The sequence below is a fragment of the Virgisporangium ochraceum genome, from assembly GCF_016863655.1.
Classification (GTDB): Bacteria; Actinomycetota; Actinomycetes; order Mycobacteriales; family Micromonosporaceae; genus Virgisporangium; species Virgisporangium ochraceum.
In genome coordinates this window covers 134277-157874 of sequence record NZ_BOPH01000068.1, presented here as the reverse complement: position 1 = coordinate 157874, position 23598 = coordinate 134277, and the positions used below count along the sequence as shown (strand labels likewise).

The following is a 23598-nucleotide window of genomic DNA, read 5'->3' as shown; positions in this document are numbered from 1 at the left end:
ATGGCTTCCTACGATCCGGTCGCCGTGTCGGGATACGTCGACGCGCCGCCGCGGATGGGGTTCTTCACCGACACCAGCGTGTGCATCGGGTGCAAGGCCTGCGAGGTGGCCTGCAAGGAGTGGAACGCCGTCCCCGCCGACGGCTTCAACCTGCTGGGCATGTCCTACGACAACACCGGCCGGTTGGACGCGAACTCGTGGCGGCACGTCGCGTTCATCGAGCAGCCCGGCTTCGGCGGTGGCGACGACCCGCGCTGGCTGATGATGTCGAACGTCTGCAAGCACTGCACCCACGCGGGCTGCCTCGACGTGTGCCCCACCGGGTCGCTGTTCCGCACCGAGTTCGGCACCGTGGTGGTGCAGGAGGACATCTGCAACGGCTGCGGCTACTGCATCCCGGCGTGCCCGTACGGGGTCATCGACCAGCGCAAGGACGACGGCCGGGCCTGGAAGTGCACGCTGTGCTACGACCGGATCGGCGACGGGATGACCCCGGCCTGCGCGAAGGCCTGCCCGACCGAGTCCATCCAGTTCGGCGAGCTCTCCACGCTGCGCGTCAAGGCGGCCGAGCGGGTCGACGCCCTGCACGCGGCCGGCGTGACCGAGGCCCGGCTGTACGGCCACGACGAGAACGACGGCGTGGGCGGCGACGGCGCGTTCTTCCTGCTGCTCGACGAGCCCGAGGTGTACGGTCTGCCACCGGACCCGGTGGTGACCACCCGCGACCTGCCCGAGATGTGGAAGCGCGCCGGGGTGGCGGCGCTCGCGATGGCGGCGTCGGTGGCGGTGGCGTTCCTGGGGAGACGGCGATGACCTCGTACTACGGCCGGCCGATCGTCAAGGTGCCGGTGTGGAAGCACGACATTCCCGCGTACCTGTTCACCGGCGGGCTCGCGGCCGGCTCGTCCCTGCTCGCGGCCGGCGCCGACCTCACCGACCGGCCGACGCTGCGCCGCGCCGGACGGCTGACCTCGCTGGCCGCGCTGGGCGCCAGCACGTACTTCCTGATCAACGACCTGGGCCGGCCGGAGCGGTTCCACCACATGCTCAGGGTCGCCAAGCCCACGTCGCCGATGTCGATGGGCACCTGGATCCTCAGCGCGTTCGGCGCCCTCGCCGGCACGGCCGCCGCGGCGGAACTGGCTCCGCTCGCGCTGCGCCGCCCGTCCGCGACGCCGCGCTTCCCCGCGGTGCGGCGCTCCTTCGCGGCTCGGCGCTCTCCCGCGGTGCGCCGTTTCTCTGACGGCGTGGGGCGCGTGTCCGGGCTCGGCGCGGCAGCCGTGGCGCCGGCGCTGGCCACGTACACGGGGGTGCTGCTGGCCAACACGGCCATGCCGTCGTGGCACGCGGCCCACCGGGAACTGCCCGTCGTGTTCGCCGGTAGCGCCCTGGCCAGCGGCGCCGGCGTCGGGCTGGTCGCGGCCGCCGTCGGTGGGTTGGACGAGGCCGCACCGGCCCGGCGCATCGCGGTCGCGGGTGCGGCGCTGGAGCTGTACGGGGCGCACCGGGCGGAGACCCGGCACGGCCTGCTCAGCGAGCCCTACGCCACCGGCCGGGCCGGTCGGCTGCTGCGGGCCGGGCGGACGCTGACCGCGCTGGGGGTGGCCGGCGCACTGCTGGGCCGCCGCAGCCGGGTGGCGACGGCCGCGTCGGGGGTGGCCCTGCTCGCCGCGTCACTGGCGACGAGGTTCGGCATCTACGAGGCCGGCGTCGCGTCGGGGAACGACCCGAAGTACACGGTCGAACCGCAGCGGGCCCGCCTCGGTCGGTGAGTCGGGAGCAGTCGGTGAGAGCGGGCCGGTGAGTCAGAGCAGGAAGTACGCGGCGGCGCCGGCGGCCGCCAGCACCACCAGGACGACGAGGACGATCGCGACCAGCTTGCCCTTGCCGCGACCCGCCGGACGTCCGTACTGCGCGCCGGCGGAGCCGTAGCCGGGCTGCTGACCCTGCTGCCGGCCCTGCTGCCGGCCCTGCTGCCGACTGGGCCGCCCCGGACGCCCGTACTGCCCCGGCTGGCCCTGCTGACCGGGATGCCCGCCCGGTCCGGGATATCCGCCCTGACCCGGGTGCCCCGGATGCCCTGCCTGGCCCGGGTGCCCGGGCCGCCCCGCGTGACCGGGCTGACCGGCGTACCCGGCGTGCCCCGGGGGTCCCGCGTGTCCCGACTGTCCCGGCTGTGCCGGGTGGCCGAACTGCCCGCCACCGGGTGCGCCACCGGGCTGGGCGAAGCCGGTCCCCGCACCGTGGCCGAAGCCGGGTCGCCCGTGGCCGAAGCCCGGCCCGTCGTCGCGCTGACCGGACGGGGCCGGAGGCAGGGTCGGCTGCGCTCCCCCGGTGACCGAGGAGGGCCAGAGAATCCCGGCGCCGCCGGCCGGAGGTCCGCTCGAGGCCTCGGCGGTCGACGAGGCCGGCGTGGCCGGCGCCTGCGCCGCGGGCCGCTGCCCCTCGGAAGCCGCGGGCCGCTGCCCCTCGGAAGCCGGACGCCGCCCACCACCGGCAGGGCCACCACCGGCAGGGCCACCACCGGCAGGACCCCCACCAGCTGGGCCGCCACCAGACGGGCCGCCACCGGTGGGCCGGCCGCGCTCGGGGCCGCCCTCGCCGGGTCCGGAGCCGCCCCCGGAACCGCCTCCGGACCCACCTCCGGAGCCGCCACCCGCACCGGGCCACAGCAGTGGACGCTCATCCCCCGTGGGCTGATCAGACACGTTTCTACCCCCGTGGCGTCGGCAACCCGAGTCACTTTATCGGCCCGCCTCCACCCCACCAGGGGCGGCGCCCCAATGGGCGGGGCGGACGCGTCCGTCCGGCAGGGTCGTGCGGGAGTCACCGGTGGCCGAGTCGACCTGGGACTGCAGCAGGAACAGCGCGCCGTCCAGGTTGGCCCCCGCGAGGTCGGCCCCGCGCAGGTCGGCACCGAGGAGGTCGCAGCCGCGCAGGTCGGCACCGGTCAGGTCGGCGCCGATCAGGTACGCGCCGCGCAGGGTGGCCCCCCGCAGGTCGGTGCCGGTGAGAACCGCGCCGATCAAATCGGCGCCCCGCCGGTCCCGCTTCCGGCCACGGGAAGGGCGAACACCGTGAGACCGGACCAGCTCGCTCGCCCGGCCCAGCAGCTCGCCCACGCCCGCGCGGAGCGGCGCCACGTCCAGCGCCAGCACCTCCTCCGGCGTCCCGGCCGCCAGCGCCTCGATACCGTCGCGGGCCTCGGCCAGCGCGCCGTGCAGCGCGGCGGCCCGGGGCATCGCCAGCGCCTCGGTGAGGTAGTACAGCAGCTCGTGGAGGTGCCGCAGCACTCCGAACACCGCGAACATCTGGCCCGCGGTGTCCGGGTCGTCGCGCCAGCTGCGGCCGCCGTAGGTGACCCGCGAGACCTGCTGACCCGCACCGAAGCAGTCGAACACCGTGCAGCCGGCGAAGCCGCGCGGCCGCAGGGACGCGTGGATTCCGCACCGGAAGTCGGCGCCCAGGTTCGGGCACGCGTGGCCGGCCGGCTTGTCGATCGCGAAGTCCGACGAGCGGACGAACGCGGGCGCCACGCAGCACAGACCGAAGCAGTTGGCACAGTCGGCCCGCAGCCGGGCGAGGGGAATCTGGCGTATCCCCCATGCCTACCAGAGCGGTAATCCTCAGGTCGCGCCGCACCGCGACGACGCTCCGGACGTGGGAACCAAGACGGGACTGCTGCTGCCGTACCTGTTCTTCCCGCCCGCCGTCGTCGCGCTCGCGGCCACCCACGGCACGACCGCGCACACCGCGGTCGCCAGCTGCACGTTTCTCGCGTTGAACCTCGCCGGCGCGGTCTACGCCGGAAAGGCGGCCACCCATCCCGCGCTCACGCCCGCGCAGCGCCGCCCGTGGTGGATGGTGATGGGGTGCTTCGTGGCCCTGTGGCTGGCCAGCGTCGGCTTCGGGATCTACGCGGTCACCGAGGACGACGAGCTGCCGCTGCCGCAGGTGCTGAGCATCGGCGGTCGGATCGCGTTCGTGCTGGTGCTGCTCATCGGCCTGCTGATGTTCGCCGCCCAGCCGCTCGACGGGCGGGCCGGCTGGAAGCTCGCGATGGACGTCGTCACGGTGGTCGGCGCCGGGGTGATGCTCGCCTGGTACTTCCTCGTCGGACCGGCGATCACCGACCCGGCGAGCACCCGGGCGCTCATCGTCCCGGTCAGCGACCTTATGCTGATCCTCGGCGTCTGCACGATGCTGCTGCGTGGCGCGGTGCTCAACGGTCGCCGGCCGCTGAACCTCCTGCTCGCCGGCACGCTCAGCTACCTCGTCGTCGACTTCTACCTCGCGGTCGTGAAGATCGGCGAGGGTCCGGTGGTGGGCAGCGTGCTCGTCCCGGTTCCGCTGTTCTTCCTGGTCGCGGCCGCCGTCGAGCAGATCAGGCTGGCCGGCGGACCGACCCGGCCGGCGCGTCCGCGCAATCCGCGCGGCAGCGGGCTGCCGTTCGCCGCGCTGCTCCTCGGCTACGGCGTCCTGGCCTACGCCGCCTGGGCGGCCGGCGTCGCGCGCTGGTACGGCCTCGTCGCGGGCGGGGTCGTGATGACCGTCGGGATCACCGTGCGTCAGATCCTCACCCTCCGCGAGAACCAGGCCCTGTTGGTGACGGACCGGCTGACCGGCGTCGCGAACCGGATGCGACTGCGGGACGCGCTGGCGCGCAGTGCCCGGCGGTCGGCGCGCGACGGTCGCGCCACCGGGGTGCTGCTGCTCGATCTCGACGGGTTCAAGCAGGTCAACGACACGCACGGGCACGACGCGGGCGACCAGGTGCTGATCGCGTTCGCCGACGTGCTCCGCCAGAGCGTGCGCGCCGGCGACCTGGTGGCACGGCTCGGCGGCGACGAGTTCGCCATCCTGCTCGACGGCGTCGACGACGTCGCGGCGGCCACGGCCGTCGCCGACCGGATCCTGGGTGCCCTGGAGACCCCGGTCGTCGTCGACGGCGCGGAGAGGACGCTGCGGACCAGCATCGGCGTCGCGTTGAGCGCGTTTCCCGACGGCGCGGGTCCCGCCGCCGAGCGCGACCTGCTCCACTGCGCCGACGTGGCGATGTACGTCGCGAAGCGACGGCGCACCCACGGCTGGCAGGTGTACGTCGAGGGGAGCATGGAACTCGGCCGGGAGCTGGCGGTGCTGGGCGAGGAGCTGGGCCGCGCCGTCGCCGACGGCGAGATGCGGGTCGCCTACCAGCCGATCGTGGCGCTGTCGTCGGGCGGGCTCGCCGGGGTGGAGGCGCTGGCCCGGTGGCACCACCCGACCCGTGGCGTCGTGCCGCCGGCGACGTTCATCCCGCTTGCCGAGGAGACCGGGCACATCCACGGGATCGGCGCGTGGGTGCTGGAGGAGGCGCTCGTGCGGGTCAAGGAGTGGCAGGAGCGGTTGCCGAAGAGCATCTACCTGAGCGTGAACGTCTCGGCGCTGCAGCTGGAGCGGCCCCGGTTCGCCGCCGAGGTGGGTGAGCTGATCGACCGCATCGGCTACGACCCGGCCAACCTGGTGCTGGAGGTCACCGAGAGCGCGCTGGTCAACGAGGCCACCGCGCTCGCGCACCTGGTCGAGCTGCGGACACGCGGCGTGCGGGTGGCCGTCGACGACTTCGGGACCGGCTACTCCAGCCTCCAGTACCTGAGCCGGCTGCCGGTGGACATTCTCAAGATCGACCGGAGCTTCGTGGCGGAGCTGAACGGCGACCCGGCCGGGGCTGCCGTCGCCGAGGCGGTGATCCGGCTCGGGCAGGTGCTCAAGCTCGACACGGTGGCCGAGGGCATCGAGCAGCCCGCGCAGGCGACCGAGCTGACCATGCTCGGCTGCGACAACGCCCAGGGCTACCACTTCGCCGAGCCGCTGGCCGCGGACGCGATGGACGACCTGGTGAGCCGGGCCGCGCACGGGTGGCCGAGCCTGCCGGAGGAGCGGGTCGGCACGGCTCCGGACAAGCCGGTCAGCTCAGCTTGAGCTGGTACTCCAGCTTGCTGCCGATCACCTTGTAGCCGATCGCGTCGTTGATCGAAATCATGTAGCCGTTCGACGCGGCGTTGTCGGTGTCGACCGAGCGCAGCTGCGGCTCCTCGACGGCGAGCCACCGCAGCATGCCGATCTTCAACAGCAGCCCCAGCCGGTAGCCGCGGTGCGCCCGTACCACGCTGGTGTCGAGCTGGAAGCCGATCCACGGCCGCTCACCGTCGACGACGACGATGGTGTGCCCGGCCAGCTCGCCGGTGTCGCGGTGCCGGGCCATCAGCCGGTAGATGCGGCGGCCGCGCAGCACCTGGGAGGTCTCGAACCGGCGTACCCGCTCCGGCGTGAACACGTCGTCCTCGACGTCGAGGCCGTCGGTGGGCGCGTCGTTGATCGCGGCGGTCAGGACGGTGACCGCGTCCAGCTGGTCGTCGGGCGTCGGTCCCGCGATCCGCACCAGCTCGTACGCGCCGGCCTTCGCCTCCGCCGACGCGTGGAGCGTGTCGAGCCGGCTCCAGTCGAGGTCCGCGGGGTCCTGGCGGCGCAGCATCACCTCGGACGCCTGGGACATCCCCATCGCCGTGAGGAACCCGACGCCGGTGGGGTAGTCGTGCGTGTCGGCCAGCACCGTGGTGCGGTTCTCGGCGCGGGCCCGCGCGATGCCGGCCTCGAAGAGCGCCCGCCCGAGCCCGTTGCCCCGCGACAGCGGGTCGACGGTGACCCCGATCGTGGCGAGGTGCGTGTTGTCCCACCGCGGCAGCCACACGTCGAGCACCCCGTCGACGCGGCCGCGGGCGTTGCGGTGCACGGCGGTGGCCGGGGGATCGCCGTCCCACCCGTGCTTGAGGCGGTAGGTGTACGAGGTGGACAGCACCGGTACCAGCACCGGGGTGTCGGCGGCCCGGGCCGCCTCGACGACCGCGACGGCGCCCGCGACGTCACGGTGATCGAGCTGTTCCGGGTCGAGCCAGGCGGGGTCCATGCGGCCATGAGACAGCGTCACCGGAGCAAACGCGAGCGAATTCCTCACGGGGCCGGGATCCGGGCCGATCTGGGAGGGCCGACTCACGGGGGGATCAACCTTTGGACGCGATCAGCAGCATCTCCAGCCGCATCGCCTACATCGAGTCCCAGCTCGCCGCGGTGCGCGCCGGCGGCTGGCCGGCCGGCACGGCAACCGCGACCGCTCCCACCGGTACGGCCACCACCGCCGGCGGAAACGCCTTCGCGGAGACGCTGCGGAGCATGGGCGCCGGCTCGACCGCGATGGGCGCCCTCGGCGCCGGGGCCGCCGGCGCCGGTGTCGCCGGCACCGGCAAGGCGAACCTGAACGCCAAGGGCATACCGGCCGACCTCGCCGCCTACGGCAACGGTCGCATCCCGTCGGGCGCGCTGGGCCAGGTGGGCGACACCCGGCACCGCCTCTGGACCCCGGCCGCCGACTCGCTGACGCGGCTGATCGCCGACGCCCGCCGCGACGGCGTGACGATCGGCATCACCGACTCCTACCGCTCCTTCGCCGAGCAGGTCGACCTCGCCAAGCGCAAGGGCCTGTACTCGCAGGGCGGCCTCGCCGCGAAGCCCGGCACCAGCGACCACGGCTGGGGCATGGCCGCCGACCTCGACCTGAACTCGAAGGCCCAGGCGTGGATGCGCGCGAACGCCGGTCGCTACGGGTTCGTGGAGAACACGCCCCGCGAGCCGTGGCACTGGGCCTACCGCCCCCGCGCCTAGGCGGGCGCGGTGGGCGGCGGTCACCACGTTCGCCAGCGCGGCCACCAACTCACGCCGACGGGTGGGAGGTTATCAACATCAAAAACACCTGTTTATGTTGATAACCTCCCATCCGTTCGTGATCATCGATGTGTCGGCATGGCGAAACTCCCGACGCTCATCACGAAACAAGCGGACGGACAGCCAGAGTCCTCGGAACAGATCGTCTAGGCCCTGGCGCGGTGGGCCGCGGTCACCAGGTTCGCCAGCGCGGCCTCCACCTGGTCGTACGTCCGCGTCTTCAGGCCGCAGTCCGGGTTGACCCACACGCGGTCGGCCGGGAGCGTCTTCAGCACGGCCGCCAGCGACGACGACACCTCCTCCACCGACGGGACCCGCGGCGAGTGGATGTCGTACACGCCCGGCCCGAGTCCGCGGCTGAAGCCGTCGGTCAGGGAACCGAGGATCCGGCCGTGCGAGCGGGCCGACTCGATCGTGGTGACGTCGGCGTCCAGGCCGTCGATCGCCGACAGGATCTCGTTGGCGTCGGAGTAGCACAGGTGGGTGTGGATCTGCACGCCGTCCGGGGCCGACGACGTGGCGCGGCGGTACGCGTCGACGGCCCACGACAGGTATTCGGCCTGCGCGGAGCGGCGCAGCGGCAGCAGTTCGCGCAGGGCCGGCTCGTCGACCTGGATGATCGACACGCCCGTGGCGGCCAGGTCGGCGACCTCCTCCCGGATCGCGCCGGCCACCTGGTGCACCACGGCCCGCAGCGGCAGGTCGGCACGCACGAACGACCAGGCCACGATCGTCACCGGTCCGGTCAGCATGCCCTTCACCGGCCGGTCGGTCAGCGACCGGGCGTGGGAGGTCCAGCGCACGGTGATCGGCTCCGGCCGCCGGACGTCGCCGTGCAGGATCGGTGGCCGGGTGCACCGGGACCCGTACGACTGGACCCACCCGTGGCGGGTGACGGCGAAGCCGTCGAGGTGCTCGGCGAAGTACTGCACCATGTCGTTGCGTTCGGGTTCGCCGTGCACCAGCACGTCGAGCCCCAGCCGCTCCTGGAGGCGGATCACCCGCTCGATCTCGGCCTCGATGTGCCGCCGGTACTCCGCGTCCGACAGCTCGCCGGAGGCCAGCCGGGCCCGCAGGGAACGCAGGTCACCGGTCTGCGGGAACGATCCGATCGTGGTCGTCGGCAGCGGCGGCAGCCCCAGCCCCGCCTGGGCCGCCCGCCTCGCCGCGTAGGGCCCGCGCCGGGCCGGGGGCGCGCTCACGCGGTCCACGACAGGAGCCGGCACCTCACCCGCGGCCTCGCCCCCGGCGAAGGCCGCGGCCAGGTCGACGACCTCGGTGACCTTCTGGTCGGCGAACGCCAGCCGCGCCCGTAGCGCGGCGTCGAGGTCGGGCTCAAGATCAAGATCATAGGGGACGTGCGTGAGCGAACACGAGGTACCGACCGCGACCGACGCTCCCAGGTCGCGCACGGCGTACAGGGCGGCGAGCGCGGCCCCGCGGTCGGTGCGCCACACGTCGCGGCCCGAGACGACACCGGCCACCACGGTTTTCCCGGTGAGCGGCACCGACGGAACCGGGCCGCGCACGAGGTCGAGCCCGATCGCCTCGACGCCGGTGGCGGCCAGGGCGGGCAGCGTCGCGCCGGGGTCGCCGAAGTAGGTCGCCACGAACAGCGACGGCCGTTCGGCCACCGCGGCGAGCCGGTCGTAGGCCGCCGCCACGTGGGCTTCGGTGACAGCGTCGGTGACGAACGCGGGCTCGTCGAACTGCACCCACTCCACCCGCTCGGCGGCGAGGATCCCGAGCAGCTTCGCGTACTCGTCGAGCACCTCGGGCAGCCGCGACAGGTCGGGGTCGTCGGCGAGGAGCAGGAACGTCACCGGCCCCACGAAGACGGGGCGGGTGTCGTACCCGAGCGCGCGGGCCTCGCGCAGCTCCCGGAGCGGCTTGGTCGCGTCGAGCCGGAACGCCGGCGGCAGCTCCGGGACGATGTAGTGGTAGTTCGTGTCGAACCACTTCGTCATGCGCAGCGGCGGCGTCTCCGCGGTGCCCCGGGCCATCGCGAAGTAGGGGTCCTTCTCCTTCCGGAACCGCTCGGGTACGGCGCCGAGCAGCACGGCCGTGTCGAGCACCTGGTCGTACTCGGAGAACGTGTTCGACGGCAGCCCCGAAAGGCCCCGGCCGGCGAGCGTGTGCCAGGTCCGCGCGCGCAGGTCGGCGCCGACGCGGTCGAGGTCGGCGCGGCCGGCGCGGCCGTCCCAGTAGGCCTCCAGGGCGCGCTTCAGCTCGCGGTGGGGCCCGATGCGCGGGTAGCCCAGGACGGTGGACGCGGGGAACGGCACGGTTGCTCCTTCGGCAGGTCGGACCGGCCGATCCTGGCGATAGGCGCGGGCGGACGCCCGTCCCATTCGCTCTGCTTATAGTGGGCGGATGCTGCGCGACGTGGCGTGCTTCGTGCGGGTCGCCGAGCGGGCCAGCTTCTCCGGCGCCGCCCACGACCTGCGGCTCTCCCAGCCCGCGGTCAGCCAGGCGATCGGGCGCCTGGAGCGCTCGTTCGGCACCCGGTTGTTCGAGCGCGGCAACCGGGCGGTGCGCCTCACCGGTCCCGGACGGGCCCTGCTGCCGTACGCCGAGGCGCTGCTCGCGGCCGCCACCGCGCTGCGCGACGAGGCCGCCCGGCAGGCCGTGCCCACCATTCGATTTGCTTATCCGCCGTTGGTCGGGCCGCTGGTGGCCCGCGTCGCCCGGCGCCTCGCCGCCCGCACGCCGGCCGTCGACGTCGACCTGCGGCCGGCCGGGTGGAGCGCGGCCACCGCCGCCCTGGGCGCCGGTGACGTGCCGGCCGCGATCCTCAGCTACCCGTTCCCCGCCGGCCGGCCCACGACCGCCCGGTTCCAGGTGCCGGTCGCGCACCTGGCCGTGCCGGCCGGTGGTCCGCTCGCCGCGCGGACGCTGCTGCGCCCGGCCGACCTGGGCCGGCACCGGATGCTGCTGCCCGCGACCCGTCCACCCGGCTCGACCTGGGCCCGGCTCGCGGCCCTGGTACGGCAGCACCGCGTGGTCGGCCCGGACCTCGACGACTTCGCCGCACCCCTCGACCTGGTCGCCGCCGGTGCCGGGGTGCTGGCCACGCCCCGGCTGGTCGTCGAGACGGTCCGGCGGCCCGACGTGCGGTTCGTGCCGCTCGACGCCGGCGACCTGCGCACCACGTACGGGCTCGTCTGGGCGCCGGAGGCGGCCTCGCCGGCCGTCATGGCGCTTGTCGCAACCGTGCAGGAGGCCCTGCGCACCCGGTAGCTTGGCGGCGTGGACAACGGATACGCACCGGTCAACGGACTGGACCTGTACTACGAGATCCACGGGGACGGCGATCCCGTGGTGCTCCTGCACGGCGCGTTCTCCGGCATCGGCACCTCGTTCGGCGCGGTCGCGCCGGCGCTGGCCGAGCGCCGCCAGGTGATCGGCGTCGAGCTACAGGCCCACGCCCGTACCGCCGACATCGACCGGCCGATCCGGGTCGAGACGCTCGCCTCCGACATCGAGCAGCTGCTCACGCACCTCAAGATCGAGCGGGCCGACCTGTTCGGCTACAGCCTCGGCGCCGGGGTGGCGCTCGAGACCGCGATCCGGTTCCCGTCGCGGGTGCGCAAGCTCGTGCTGGCCTCGCTCGCGGTCACCGCCGAGGGCATGCACCCCGGGTTCGGCGGCGGCATGGACGCGCTGCAGCCGGAGATGCTCCACGGCTCGCCGTTCCACGACGAGTACCTGCAGCTGGCGCCGAAGCCCGAGGACTTTCCGCGGCTCGTCGAGCGGGTGAAGGAGTTCTCGCGGCACACGCCGGTCTGGCCGGACGAGGCGATCCGGGCGCTCACCGCGCCGGTGATGCTGGTGGCCGGCGACTCCGACATCCTGCGTCCCGAGCACGCCGTGGAGACGTTCCGGCTGCTCGGCGGCGGCGTCAACGGCGACATCGTGGGCCTGCCCCGCTCGCGTCTGGCGATCCTGCCGGGCACCACCCACACCGGGGTGGCCGCTCACGGCGCCTGGCTCGCCCCGATGATCGACGACTTCCTCGACGCCGACCATGGCTAAGGCGAAGTCGGAGGTTCTCGAAGTCGACGGGATCGACGTCACGGTCACGAACCCCGACAAGGTGTACTTCCCGGCCACCGGGCACACCAAGCTCGACCTCGTCCGCTACTACCTGTCCGTCGCCGGCGGCGCGCTGACGGCGGTCGGCGACCGGCCGATGGCGCTCAAGCGCTACGTGAACGGCATCGACAAGGAGGCGTTCTTCCAGAAGCGGGCGCCCGACAAGCGTCCCGAATGGGTGGAGACCGTCGAGCTGAAGTACCCGTCGGGACGCTCGGCCCACGAGATCGTCGTGCGCAACGCCGCCCAGCTCGCCTGGGTGGTCAACCTCGGCTGCGTCGACCTGCACCCGCACCCGGTGCGCTCCGGCGACGTCCACCACCCCGACGAGCTGCGGGTCGACCTCGACCCAGTGCCGGGCGTCCCGTGGGCGATGGTGCGCGACGTGGCGCTGGTGGCCCGCGAGGTGCTCGCGGAGCACGGGCTCACCGGCTGGCCGAAGACCACCGGCTCGCGCGGCTTCCACATCTTCTGCCGCATCGCGCCGGCGTGGACGTTCCGCGAGGTGCACCGCGCCGCCGCGGCACTCGCCCGCGAGATCGCCCTGCGGGCGCCCGACATCGCGACGGCGCGCTGGTGGAAGGAGGAGCGGCACGGGGTCTTCGTCGACTACAACCAGAACGCCAAGGACCGCACCACCGCGGCCGGCTACTCGGTGCGGCCGACGCCGGACGCCCGGGTCAGCGCAACGCTGAGCTGGGACGAGGTGCCCGACTGCGACCCGGCCGCGTTCACGATCGACACGATGCCGGCCCGGTACGCCGAGCGCGGCGACCCGTGGAGCGGCATCGACGACGCGGCCGGCACGCTCGACTCGCTGCTCGACCTGGCCGACCGCCAGAAGGACCTCGACCCCGCGCAGGGCGGGGAGGTCGCGCCGGCCGCGCCGGGCAAGTCGTACGGGGCGTCGGGCCGCCGCCGCACGTCGGCGGCGCTCATCGAGATCAGCCGGGCGCGCACGCGCGAGGAGGCGCTGGAGGGCCTGGAGCGCTGGAAGGTCCGCCACCCGGGCATCGTCGAGCGGCTCGAGCCGTCGGAGGTGCTGGTGGACGCGATGCGGGGACGCAGTACGGCGTGGTACCGGGTGCGCCTGAACGTCACGAACATCCCCACCGACGAGCGGCCGGCCCAGGAGGAGCTGGAGGTCGACTACGACCCGTTCGAGGGGTGGACCCCGCCGCCGGAGCAGCCGGCACCGTGAGGCGCCCCGCGCTCCTCCTCCTGACTCTCTGCCTGTCACTCGCCGCGTGTGACAGCGGCGGCCGGACCTCCGCCGCCACTCCGGCCTCCGGTTCCGCGTCGGCCGCTGCTCCCGGTTCGGGTGCCGCTTCGGGTACTGCTTCCTCGGCCGCCTCCGCTTCCGCTTCCGCCGCCGTGCCGCCGCCGGTCGTTCCGGCCGGGGTCGCGGCGTCGGTCGTGGTGTTCGACCGGCGGACGGGCGAGTTCGTGTACAGCGTGGCGCCGTCGACGTCGTACCGCTCGGCGTCGCTGGTCAAGCTGCTCATCGTCCTCGACGTGACGTGGTCGTCGGGGGCGGTGCCCGCGGCGGACCGCGGCCGTCTCGACGTGATGCTCCGTTCCAGCGACGACGCGGCCGCGACGTTCTTCTGGCGGCGCGGCGGCCAGCGGGCGCTGGTGACGCGGATGGCGCAGCGCCTGGGGCTGGTCGACACCGATCCGCCACCGGCCGGCCAGCCGGGGTTCTGGGGTTACACGGCGATGAGCGCCGCCGACGTGGTGAAGATCTACCGCTACCTGCTCGACCAGGCCCCGCCGGCGGTGCGTGACTACGTGCTGGGCAACCTCCGCGCCTCGACGAGGTGCGGCACCGACCGGTACGACCAGTCGTTCGGCATTCCCACCGCGCTGGCCCGGCCGTGGGCGGTGAAGCAGGGCTGGTCGGGTTTCGGCGACACCCCGGCGACCCCGTGCACGGCCCCGGCCGCGCTACCGGTGCAAATGGAGGCCCCGGGCGCGCTACCGGTGCACCGGGCGGCCCCCGTCGACCTGGCCGGCGAGGTCCTGCACACGACCGGCATCGTCGGTGCCGACGACCGCGCGGTGGTGGCGGTCCTGACCTCCCACCCCGACGGCACCGCCTTCGCCCGTGCCACGGCGACCGTCACCGACCTGGTGCGCTCGCTGAGGATCCCCGGCGCCACCCCGGCCTGACCGCCGCCGGCACGGGGCGGCGTTCCGGTTCGGGGCCGGGTCAGTCGCCGGCGAGGAGCTGGTCGAACGTGGTGGTCAGCTCGAAGGGGTCGAGGACCGTGGCCGGTGCCCGGCGGAGCATCTCCTCGGCCAGTTCCCGGCCGGCCCGGCTCATCCGGGCGGCCAGAGCCGTGCCCGCTCCGCCGGTGGCCCAGTCTTCCGGGGCGGCGAACACGGACGTGGCGACCGGTGCCGCGCGCAGGTACGCGAACATCGGACGCAGGGCGTAGTCGAGGGCCAGCGAGTGGCGGGCGGTGCCGCCGGTGGCACCGAGGAGCACCGGCTTGTCGTGGAGGGAGCCCTCCTCGAACACGTCGAAGAAGGACTTGAACAGCCCGCTGTACGACGTGTTGAAGGTGGGCGTCACGGCCACGAGACCGTCGGCGCCGGCGATCGTGCGCAGCACCTCGGCCAGGGGCTGCGGGGCGAAGCCGGTGAGGAGGTTGTTGACCACGTCGTGGGCGTGGTCGCGCACCTCGATCACCGGCAGTACCCGCACCTCGGGAGACGCGGCCGCGACCGCGGCGGCCAGCCGCTCGGCCAGCAGTCGGCTGGACGAGGGCTGGCTCAGGCCGGCGGACACCACCGCGAGCGTGCGCTCTGTCACTGGGAGGCCACCTCCAGGGCGTCGACGTCGGAGGCGGCCGCGGCGGCAACCAGCGACGCGTGGGTCGGCGCGTCGGGCACGTGCGCGGGACGGCCGACCGCGAACTCCTTGCGGAGCACCGGCACGACCTCCTCGCCGAGGATGTCGAGCTGCTCCAGCACCGTCTTCAACGGCAGACCGGCGTGGTCGACCAGGAACAGCTGCCGCTGGTAGTCACCGACGTACTTCCGGAAGCCCAGCGTGCGGTCGATGACCTGCTGCGGGCTGCCCACGGTGAGCGGCGTCTGGGAGGTGAACTCCTCCAGCGACGGCCCGTGACCGTACACCGGCGCCTCGTCGAAGTACGGGCGGAACTCGCGCACCGCGTCCTGCGAGTTCTTGCGCATGAAGACCTGCCCGCCGAGGCCCACGATGGCCTGGTCGGCCGAGCCGTGACCGTAGTGCTCGAACCGCTGCCGGTACAGACCGACCATCCGCTGGGTGTGCGACGCCGGCCAGAAGATGTGGTTCGCGAAGAACCCGTCGCCGTAGTAGGCCGCCTGTTCGGCGATCTCCGGGCTGCGGATCGAGCCGTGCCACACGAACGGCGGCACGCCGTCGAGCGGACGGGGCGTCGAGGTGAACGACTGCAGCGGCGTGCGGAACTTGCCCTCCCAGTCGACCACGTCCTCGCGCCACAGCCGGCGCAGCAACGCGTAGTTCTCGACCGCCAGCGGGATGCCCATCCGGATGTCCTGGCCGAACCAGGGGTACACCGGCCCGGTGTTGCCGCGCCCCATCATGAGGTCGACCCGGCCGTCGGCCAGGTGCTGCAGCATCGCGTAGTCCTCGGCGATCTTCACCGGGTCGTTGGTGGTGATCAGGGTGGTCGCGGTCGACAGCAGCAGCCGCTCGGTGCGGGCCGCGATGTAGCCGAGCATGGTGGTCGGCGACGACGGCACGAACGGCGGGTTGTGGTGCTCACCCATCGCGAACACGTCGAGCCCGACCTCTTCGGCCTTCAGCGCGATCGCGACCATCGCCTTGATCCGCTCAGCCTCCGTCGGCTCCCGTCCCGTGGTCGGGTCGGGCGTCACGTCGCCGACTGTGAAGATCCCGAAGTGCATTTCGCGCGCTCCCTAATAGGTTCTTGCCCCTCCAAACTACTTGCTTACGCAATTAATTCCCAGGGGTCAGGCGCAAGGTCACAACCTGGAACGGGCGCAAGGTGATCGCGACGGTGCCACCTTCGCGAGCGGACGGCGTGAGCACGCGCTCCAGCAGGTCGGTCTCAGCCGCGGCGGCCAGCGGGAAGTCGACCGTGAGCCGGGCCGACGCCCGCCCGCCGAGCGCCTCGTACAGCCGCACCACGACGTCGCCGCTCCCGTCGTCGGCCAGCTTGACCGCCTCGACCACCACGGCGTCGTTGTCGACCGCCACCAGCGGCTCGACGACCGCGTTGCCGGGCTGCCGCCGCGCCGGCAGGTTGATCCGGTAACCGGCGCGCACCGCGTCGCCGATCGTGGCACCGGGCACGAGCGCGTACCGGAACCGGTGCTCGCCCTGGTCGGTCTCCGGGTCGGGGAACCGCGGCGCCCGCAGCAGCGACAGCCGCACGGTCGTGGTGGTGCCCCCGTCGTCGCGGACCGTCGACGTGACGTCGTGGCCGTACGTGGAGTCGTTCACCACGGCCGCGCCCCACCCCGGCTCGCCGACGTGCACCCAGCGGTGGGCGCAGATCTCAAACCGGGCCGCCTCCCAGGAGGTGTTGCGGTGGGTCGCCCGGTACACGTGCCCGAACTGGGTCTCCGACGCCGACCGGTCGGCCCGCACGTCGAGCGGGAACGCGGCCTTGAGGATCTTCTCCCGTTCGTGCCAGTCGACCACCGTGTCGATCTCCACGGTGCCGTCGGCCACCGAGACGACCTGCTCCACCGTCGACGCCCCGAACGCCCGCCTCACCACCACGGCGCCGTCGCGCGCCTCCATCGACACGAGGTCGACGAGGTCGGTGCCGGTGTTGCGGTAGTAGTGGTTGACGTCCCAGGCGTCCCAGTTGGCCGGGTGGTCGGGGTGCAGCTGCAGCAGGTTCGCCGCGCTCCCCGGCGCGACCGCCTCCCGCCCGTCGGCCACGACGGAGGTGATGAGGCCCCGGGCATCGACCACCACCCGGAGCAGACCGTCGTCGAGAACGTACCCACCATCGGCCTCTTCGACAGCGGAGTGCTCCGCGGGCGCCCACTCGGGATGCGCTCCCCCCGCCGGAACCCCGTTCCGGCCGTGCGGCGCGGCGTTGAACACAACCACACCCTCACCTGCACCTGACAGCGACTCCTGTGCCGAGTCGATGATCTCGCCCAGCTCGGCTGCGACGTCGGCGTAGGTGGTGCGGGCCTGACGGTGGACCCAGGCGATCGACGAGCCCGGCAGGATGTCGTGGAACTGGTGCAGCAGCACGGTCTTCCACAACCGGTCGAGCCGCTCGTACGGGTACGCGAAGCCCGCCCGCACGGCGGCGGTCGCGGCCCACAGTTCCGCCTCGCGGAGGAGGTGCTCGCTGCGCCGGTTGCCCTGCTTGGTCTTGGCCTGGCTCGTGTAGGTGCCGCGGTGCAGCTCCAGGTACAGCTCCCCCACCCACACCGGCGCGTCGGGGTACTCGGTGTGGGCGTCCTCGAAGAACCGCGCCGGCGCGGCGATCCGCACCCGGGGCGAGCCGGCGAGGTTCGCCAGCCGGCGGGCACGGGCCATCATGTCGCGGGTCGGGCCGCCACCGCCGTCGCCGTAGCCGAACGGTGCGAGCGACCGCGACGCGGCGCCCTTCTCCTCGAAGTTCGCCACCGCGTGCGCGAGCTGCTTGCCCGAGAACTCGACGTTGTACGTGTCGACCGGCGGGAAGTGGGTGAAGATCCGGGTGCCGTCGAGCCCTTCCCACCAGAACGTGTGGTGCGGGAACTTGTTCGTCTCGTTCCACGAGATCTTCTGCGTGAGGAACCACTTCGAGCCCGACAGCTTGATGAGCTGCGGCAGCGCCGCCGAGTAGCCGAACGAGTCGGGCAGCCACACCTCCTCGGTCTCGATGCCGAACTCGTCGAGGAAGAAGCGCTTGCCGTGCACGAACTGGCGCGCCATCGCCTCGCCGCCGGGCATGTTGGCGTCGGCCTCGACCCACATGCCGCCCACCGGCACCAACCGCCCGTCGGCGATCCTCTCCTTGACCCGCGTGAAGATCTCCGGCCGGTGCTCCTTGATCCACGCGAGCTGCTGCGCCTGCGACATCGCGAACACGACGTCGGGGTCGTCGTCCATGAGCGACACCACGTTGGCCGCGGTGCGGGCGACCTTGCGGACGGTCTCCCGCAGCGGCCAGAGCCACGCCGAGTCGATGTGCGCGTGCCCCACCGAGTACAGCGTGTGCGCGTCCGGGTGGGCCGGCAGCGCCAGCGCGGGCGCGAGCTTCTCGCGCGCCGCCGCGGCCGTCGCCTCCAGGTCGAACAGATCGAGGACGTCGAGCGCGCGCTCGCAGGCCCGCAGGATCTCCCAGCGGCGGGGTGACTCGAGCGACTGCTGCCGCATGAGGTCGACCAGCACGTCGAGGTCGTGGGCGAGGTTCCACACGGTCTCGTCGAAGATCGCCACGTCGGCGCGGGCGAGGCGGTAGAGCGGGGCGTCGCCGGCGGTCAGCGGGTCACCGAGCGCGGTGACCGGGCCGACGATCAGCGGGTTGGCCGCCGCCTCGACGTAGAGGTCGACCGTCCGTTCGGTGAGGCGCACCCAGTGGCTCTTCGGATGCAGCCCCTTCACCGGTGAGCCGTCGGGCCGGTACACCAGCCCCTCGGCCGAGAACCCGGGACCCGGGTGCGAGAACCCGAGGTCGAGCACGGCCTCCACGGTGCGCCCGGCCCACTCGGCCGGCACCTCGCCGGTGAAGCGGAACCACGAGGTGCCCCACGGCGGACCCCACGCGTCGCCGACCGCGGCCGGCGCGTACGTGGCCCGCAGCCCCTCGGCCACCGGCACCGGCTCACCCGGCACGTGCCAGACGTGCACCGCTAGCGGCACGGCATGCGGGTACACGGCCGGCCGGATCCGCTCGCGGAGCGTCCGGTCGATGCGCGCCTCGATGACCCGCCGATCGTCGTGCATGCCCCGTCTCCCCTCGAAGAACCGGCTCCCGCGTCCACCCTATGCGGCGGACGCGGGAGCCAGATCGAGGTAACTACCGGGGCTGGGACGTGTAGACCGTGAGGTCGCCCTGCACGATCCACACCTCGGGGCTGTCGATCGGCAGGAACGACCGGTCGCCGCCCGGCTCACGGGTGTCCGGTACGGCGTCCCCGTTGGGCGTGTGCATGATGAAGTTCACCGGCGCCGTGTCCGACACCAGCGGGATCTCGTACACCGCCCAGCCGTCCCGCACTCCGGTCCGCTGCCACGGCGCGCCCCACGCGATCTGCGCGAGCACCGCCGGGTCGACGGCGTCGCCCCACATGTGCAGGCCCCAGTCGGCGTAGTCGCCGGCCGGGCGGTAGTAGTACAGCGTCGCCGTGGTCACCGGCGGACCGGCGTACCGCACCTCGCGCACCGTGCTGGTCACCTCGCCCCGGCCCGACGTGAGCACGGCCCGGTAGGCCACCGTCGTGCCGGTCGCCAGGTTCAGCGGGGTGAGGTTGTCGAAGACCGTGTAGACCGGCGACGACGAGTCGGTGCCCACGGGCGTCCACTCGCCGGTGCCGATCCGACGGTCGATGCGCACGACGTGGCTCGACCGTTCGGGGTCGGCCACCGCGCGCACCTCGACGGTGCCGCGGACGTTGCTGCCCGCCGCGGGCACCTCGATGGTCAGCGTCGGCAGCGGCACCGTCGCCCGGCGCACCGAGCTGGCCCGTTCGTGACCGGCGTTGTCGAGCACCACGGCCCGGTACTGCACGTCGGTGCCCGACGGGATGTCGGTGACGTCGTGGAACACCTGGTACGGCGCCGTGTCGTCGGTGCCGATCGAGCGCCACTGGCCGTTTCCGGTGCGAGCCTGGAACGTCACCTCGTAGAACGACGAGCCGCCCACCTGTGCGCTCACCTGCATGCGCCCGTTCGCACCGGCCGCCGGCTGCGGCTGGGCGAGCGCGATGGACGGCGCGGCGCGCGACCGGTCGAGCTTGTCCGTCGCCTGGTACACCACGGTGGACAGCGGCGGCACGGTGACCGTCAGGGCGCCGTCGCGGTTCGTCCGGACCGTGCGTTCGCCGTCTCCGTAGATCTTCACGAACGTGTTCCGGCCGTACGTGGGGATCGCCGCCGTCGCCGGCTGCTCGCTGTTGTTCAGCGCCACCACGTACTCGCGCTGCTGGCCACGGTCGAAGCGGGAGAACGCGTAGATCCCCGCCGCGTCGCTGCCGTACCGGTGCTGGTGGGCACCGTCGCGCAGCGCCGGGTGCCGCTTCGTCAGTTCGGCGAGCTGGTTGATCGACCGGTACAGCGGGTGACCGGCCACGAAGTTCGACTGCGCGTGCGTGGCGTCGGTGCCGAGCAGGTCGTCGTCGAGGTACTCGGGCACGCGGCTGGCGAACATGGTCTGCCGGGCGTCCTGGTCGCCGCCGGGGCCGGTGAAGCCCTGCTCGTCGCCGTAGTAGATCACCGGGTTGCCGCGCGAGAAGTACATCAGCTGGTGCGCCAGCAGGTCGCGGGCCAGGTACTCGGCGTCGGTGGCTCCGGGGTTGTCGGCCTTCACGAAGCTGCCGATGCGCCCCATGTCGTGGTTACCGAGGAACGTCGGCAGTTGGTAGACGTTGCTGTCGGCATCGGTGTACCAGTCGTCGGCCTGGAAGAACGCTCCCAGGGAGTTGGTCGGTGCACCCTTCGACGCGAAGCCCCGCGCCGCCTCCTGGAACGGGAAGTCGAGCACCGACTGCATCCTGTTCTTCGTGGTGAACTGCGAGGTGAAGCTCTTCGTGGTGTCGAAGACCTCGCCGAACATGAAGAACTCACGCTTGCCCTGCGAGCGCGCGTACTGCAGCACCTCGGGCCCGAACGCCTGCCAGAACTCGTCGTTGACGTGCTTCATCGTGTCGATGCGGAACCCGTCGACACCGAAGTCGCGGATCCACGTCTTGTAGATGTCGATCATTCCGCGCACCACGCGCGGGTGCTCGGTGAACAGGTCGTCGAGCCCGAAGAAGTCGCCGTAGTACGAGTTCTCGCCGGTGAACGTCGTGTCACCACGGTTGTGGTACAGGGTGACGTCGTTGAGCCAGGCCGGCTGCTTCAGGTTCTCCTCGCCCGGCTGGAGCACGGGCGTGTAGCCGGGTGGGAAGCTGGCGGTGGGAGACAGCGGCGGGAACCGGTTCGAGCCGGCGTAGTCACGGTCGTCGAACGGCTGGCCCGCCGCCGTCCGGTACGGCGCCACGTCCTTGCCGACGTACGGCTTGCGGGCGCCGGTGTCGTACCCGATCACGTCGGCCGTGTGGTTGGTGATGATGTCGAAGTAGACCTTCATCCCCTTCCGGTGCGCGGCGTCGACGAGCGCCTTGAGGTCGGCGTTGCTGCCCAGGTGCGGGTCGATCTGGGTGAAGTCGGTGATCCAGTAGCCGTGGTAGCCGGCCGACGGTCCGTCCTCCAGTTGCACGGCCTTGTTCTTGAAGCTCGGCGTGAGCCAGATCGAGGTCGTGCCCAGGCCACGGACGTAGTCGATCCGGTTCAGCAGGCCCTTGAGGTCGCCGCCGTTGTAGAAGCCCTTGCGGGTGGGGTCGAACCCGGTCGTCAGGTAGTCGCCGGAGAGCCCGCCGGTGTCGTTGGCGGTGTCGCCGTTCTCGAACCGGTCGGCCATCACGAAGTAGAAGTTCTCGTCGGTCACCGGGCCGCGCAGGGAGTGGCCGGCACCATCGTTGCCTTTTGCGGACGCTGTGGCGGGCGTCAACGCGACGGCGAGAATCACGGGTAGCGCAGCGGCGACCGCCCTTACCGCACTGCGAAGGAACATTCACGCACACTAACGCCCGGCAGCCGTGGAAGCGCCCTTCACGAGCCCTATTCGGTTGCGTACCAACGGTCACCGAGCGACTCGAAGGTCGGTTCCTCCGGCTGTGGGAGGCGATCGAGGTATTTGCGCACGTTGCTGTAGAAGTGCAGCAGCGTCCACGCCGTCATGCGGCGCCGGAACGCCTCGTCGGGGTCGGCGTAGCCGTAGGCGCGCAGGGCGCGGCCGAGGAACCGCGCGTCGCCCTCCGCGACGGAACATCCGAGACCGACGAACTCGTACTCGCGGGCGCCCCGCACCGCCGGTTCGAAGTCGAGGAGACCGGTGAGCCGCCAGCCGTCGTCGCCGGGTGCCACGAGGAGGTGCTGGCGCATGATCTCGGTGTGCAGCAGCACCGGCTCCCCGTCGGGCAGGTCGACGCCGTCGAGGAACGGCTCCACCTTCGCCAGCCACTCCGGGGCGAGGCCGAGGCCGCGATGCCGGGCCACGCACATCGCGCGCTGGGTGTACACGAAGTCGTCCCAGTCCTCCGGCCACCAGTCGTCGATCTCGGGGACCGGCACAGCGTGCAACGCCGCCAGCGCCTCCCCCAACTGGGTGGCGATCGAGTCGCGGCCCTCGGCACCCAGCCCGTTCCACGCGGTCTCCAGCGACTCGCCCCGCAGCCGGTCCATGAGCACGTAACCCCAGTCGTCGCGCTCGCCGACGGCGCGCACACCCGGCGTCGGTACCGGCAGGCGGCCCTCCACCGCGGCGAGCACGCCCGCCTCGACCGGGAACTCGTCGAGGTGCACCGGCGGGAACAGCTTGAGCACCGCCGAACCGACCGCGTAGACCGGCAGCGACCCGCCCGGGAACCGGACGACGTCCGACCCACCGACACCGAGGTCCCCGACACCGAGGTCCCGGCACAGCGCCGCGACCCCGGGCCGGAGGTCCTCGTCGGTCAGGTCGTCGAAGTCCTCCTCAGACTCCGCTGGTGGCAGGGCGGGGCGCGACGTCATGGTGGCCGAACCTACCGGCACCGGGCCGGATACCCGGGGAGGTCGCGCCACCCGGCGTCGACGTACCGAGAACCACCGCGCCGAGCACCGCCGCGAAGCCCACGACCTGGCCGGCCGACAGCGCCTGGCCCAGCACCGCCCAGCCGAGCAGCGCGGCGACCGCCGGGCTCAGCAGGGCCAGCACCGTCACCCGGGCGGGCGCCAGCGAGGTGACCCCGCGGAACCACAGCACGTACGCGAACGCCGTCCCGACGATCGACAGGTAGCCGTAGCCGGTGAGGTTCAGCGCGGTGAGGGCGGGCGGCGGCCCCTCGACCAGGAGCGCCACCGGCAGCAGGAGCAGCCCACCCGCGGTCAGCTGCCAACCGGTGAGCGCGAGCAGCGCGGTGGCCTTCCGGTCGAAGCCCGCCGGCGTGCCCCAGCGCCGGCCGAGCACGGTTCCCAGCGACATCACGACCGTGCCGCCCGCGGCGGCCAGCAGCCCGACCGGGTCGAGCGCGACCGACGAGCGCAGCACCAGCAGCGCCACGCCGCCGACACCGATCGCGGCGGCCACCAGCGTCCGTCCGGCCGGCCGCTCCCCCAGCAGCACGAACGCGATCCCGGCCACCACGAACGGGCCGACGGCGCCGACCACCGCGGCCACGCCGCCCGGCAGCCGGTACGCCGCGACGAACAGGAGCGCGAAGAACACGCCGATGTTGAGCGTGCCGAGCAGCGGCGCCCGCCACCACCAGGCGCCGCCCGGCAGTATCGATGCGCCGGGCCGCGAGCGGCCCACCGGAGCCCGCCGGCGCGCGAACACGGAGACCAGGCCCAGCAGGAGGAGACCGGCGGGAAGCGCCCGCAGGGTGCCGGCGAGCAGCGGCCGGTGCGCGGGCAGCAGCTCCGTGGTCACCAGGTAGGTCGTGCCCCACAGCGCCGGCGCGGCGGCGCTCGTCCCCACGGTCCGCATGTCTCTCATGAGTAAGTAG

The 23598-nt window shown here is 72.8% G+C and carries 18 protein-coding genes; 8 read left to right on the top strand and 10 right to left on the bottom strand.

Annotated elements, in window-relative coordinates; all coding sequences use genetic code 11:
• Positions 1-813 carry a 4Fe-4S dicluster domain-containing protein gene (locus Voc01_RS23675; protein WP_203929702.1) on the top strand — a complete coding sequence of 271 codons (813 nt, stop codon included), beginning with the start codon at positions 1-3 and terminating at the stop codon, positions 811-813.
• A complete protein-coding gene (nrfD, locus tag Voc01_RS23670) occupies positions 810-1772 on the top strand; it encodes an NrfD/PsrC family molybdoenzyme membrane anchor subunit (RefSeq protein ID WP_203929701.1) in 963 nt (320 codons plus the stop codon). The genes Voc01_RS23675 and nrfD overlap by 4 nt, the downstream gene beginning before the upstream one ends.
• A 33-nt stretch (positions 1773-1805) precedes the next feature.
• On the opposite strand, the gene Voc01_RS23665 is transcribed toward nrfD, so the two are convergent.
• Both Voc01_RS23665 and Voc01_RS23660 read right to left on the bottom strand, forming a co-directional pair.
• Positions 1806-2708, bottom strand: a complete 903-nt coding sequence (locus Voc01_RS23665; RefSeq protein ID WP_203929700.1) for a hypothetical protein — start codon at positions 2706-2708, stop codon at positions 1806-1808.
• A gap of 36 nt (positions 2709-2744) precedes the next feature.
• Positions 2745-3599, bottom strand: coding sequence for a pentapeptide repeat-containing protein (locus Voc01_RS23660; RefSeq protein ID WP_239160440.1), 855 nt, complete (start codon positions 3597-3599; stop codon positions 2745-2747).
• A 61-nt stretch (positions 3600-3660) separates the two neighbouring features.
• On the opposite strand from Voc01_RS23660, the gene Voc01_RS23655 reads away from it, so the two are divergent.
• Positions 3661-5961 carry a putative bifunctional diguanylate cyclase/phosphodiesterase gene (locus Voc01_RS23655; RefSeq protein ID WP_203929699.1) on the top strand — a complete coding sequence of 767 codons (2301 nt, stop codon included), beginning with the start codon at positions 3661-3663 and terminating at the stop codon, positions 5959-5961.
• Here the strand turns inward: Voc01_RS23655 and Voc01_RS23650 are convergent.
• Complete coding sequence (locus Voc01_RS23650; protein ID WP_203929698.1) at positions 5948-6946, bottom strand: GNAT family N-acetyltransferase; 999 nt, start codon at positions 6944-6946, stop codon at positions 5948-5950. The genes Voc01_RS23655 and Voc01_RS23650 overlap by 14 nt on opposite strands.
• Before the next feature lie 101 nt (positions 6947-7047).
• Here Voc01_RS23650 and Voc01_RS23645 point away from each other — a divergent pair, with 101 nt between their 5' ends.
• Entirely contained in the window at positions 7048-7698 is a 651-nt protein-coding gene (locus Voc01_RS23645) for a M15 family metallopeptidase (RefSeq protein WP_239160430.1), read from the top strand.
• 206 nt (positions 7699-7904) lie between these two features.
• On the opposite strand, the gene metE is transcribed toward Voc01_RS23645, so the two are convergent.
• Positions 7905-10043: a 5-methyltetrahydropteroyltriglutamate--homocysteine S-methyltransferase gene (metE, locus tag Voc01_RS23640; protein WP_239160429.1), complete on the bottom strand. Its 2139-nt coding sequence runs from the start codon at positions 10041-10043 to the stop codon at positions 7905-7907.
• Positions 10044-10131: 88 nt separating this feature from the next.
• Here metE and Voc01_RS23635 point away from each other — a divergent pair, with 88 nt between their 5' ends.
• The 4 genes from Voc01_RS23635 (at position 10132) to Voc01_RS23620 (ending at position 14025) form a co-directional block, all read left to right on the top strand.
• Positions 10132-10998 carry a LysR family transcriptional regulator gene (locus Voc01_RS23635; protein ID WP_203929696.1) on the top strand — a complete coding sequence of 289 codons (867 nt, stop codon included), beginning with the start codon at positions 10132-10134 and terminating at the stop codon, positions 10996-10998.
• Positions 10999-11007: 9 nt separating this feature from the next.
• On the top strand, positions 11008-11793 hold the full coding sequence (locus Voc01_RS23630; RefSeq protein ID WP_239160428.1) for an alpha/beta fold hydrolase: 786 nt from the start codon (positions 11008-11010) through the stop codon (positions 11791-11793).
• Complete coding sequence (locus Voc01_RS23625; protein WP_203929695.1) at positions 11786-13054, top strand: DNA polymerase domain-containing protein; 1269 nt, start codon at positions 11786-11788, stop codon at positions 13052-13054. The genes Voc01_RS23630 and Voc01_RS23625 overlap by 8 nt, the downstream gene beginning before the upstream one ends.
• Before the next feature lie 173 nt (positions 13055-13227).
• Positions 13228-14025, top strand: a complete 798-nt coding sequence (locus Voc01_RS23620; protein WP_203929694.1) for a serine hydrolase family protein — start codon at positions 13228-13230, stop codon at positions 14023-14025.
• Between the two features lie 40 nt (positions 14026-14065).
• Here Voc01_RS23620 and Voc01_RS23615 read toward each other — a convergent pair whose 3' ends face one another.
• The 6 genes from Voc01_RS23615 to Voc01_RS23590 form a co-directional block, all read right to left on the bottom strand.
• The gene (locus Voc01_RS23615; protein WP_203929693.1) at positions 14066-14671 is read right to left on the bottom strand and encodes a CE1759 family FMN reductase; all 606 of its coding nucleotides are present in this window, start codon (positions 14669-14671) and stop codon (positions 14066-14068) included.
• Positions 14668-15777, bottom strand: a complete 1110-nt coding sequence (locus tag Voc01_RS23610; RefSeq protein WP_203929692.1) for an LLM class flavin-dependent oxidoreductase — start codon at positions 15775-15777, stop codon at positions 14668-14670. The genes Voc01_RS23615 and Voc01_RS23610 overlap by 4 nt, the downstream gene beginning before the upstream one ends.
• A 52-nt stretch (positions 15778-15829) precedes the next feature.
• The gene (locus tag Voc01_RS23605; protein ID WP_203929691.1) at positions 15830-18793 is read right to left on the bottom strand and encodes an alpha-mannosidase; all 2964 of its coding nucleotides are present in this window, start codon (positions 18791-18793) and stop codon (positions 15830-15832) included.
• Between the two features lie 73 nt (positions 18794-18866).
• Positions 18867-21623 carry an alpha-amylase family glycosyl hydrolase gene (locus Voc01_RS23600; RefSeq protein WP_203929690.1) on the bottom strand — a complete coding sequence of 919 codons (2757 nt, stop codon included), beginning with the start codon at positions 21621-21623 and terminating at the stop codon, positions 18867-18869.
• 47 nt (positions 21624-21670) lie between these two features.
• Positions 21671-22624, bottom strand: coding sequence for an aminoglycoside phosphotransferase family protein (locus tag Voc01_RS23595; RefSeq protein WP_203929689.1), 954 nt, complete (start codon positions 22622-22624; stop codon positions 21671-21673).
• A complete protein-coding gene (locus tag Voc01_RS23590) occupies positions 22587-23588 on the bottom strand; it encodes an EamA family transporter (RefSeq protein WP_203929688.1) in 1002 nt (333 codons plus the stop codon). The genes Voc01_RS23595 and Voc01_RS23590 overlap by 38 nt, the downstream gene beginning before the upstream one ends.
• Between the last annotated feature and the right edge of the window lie 10 nt (positions 23589-23598).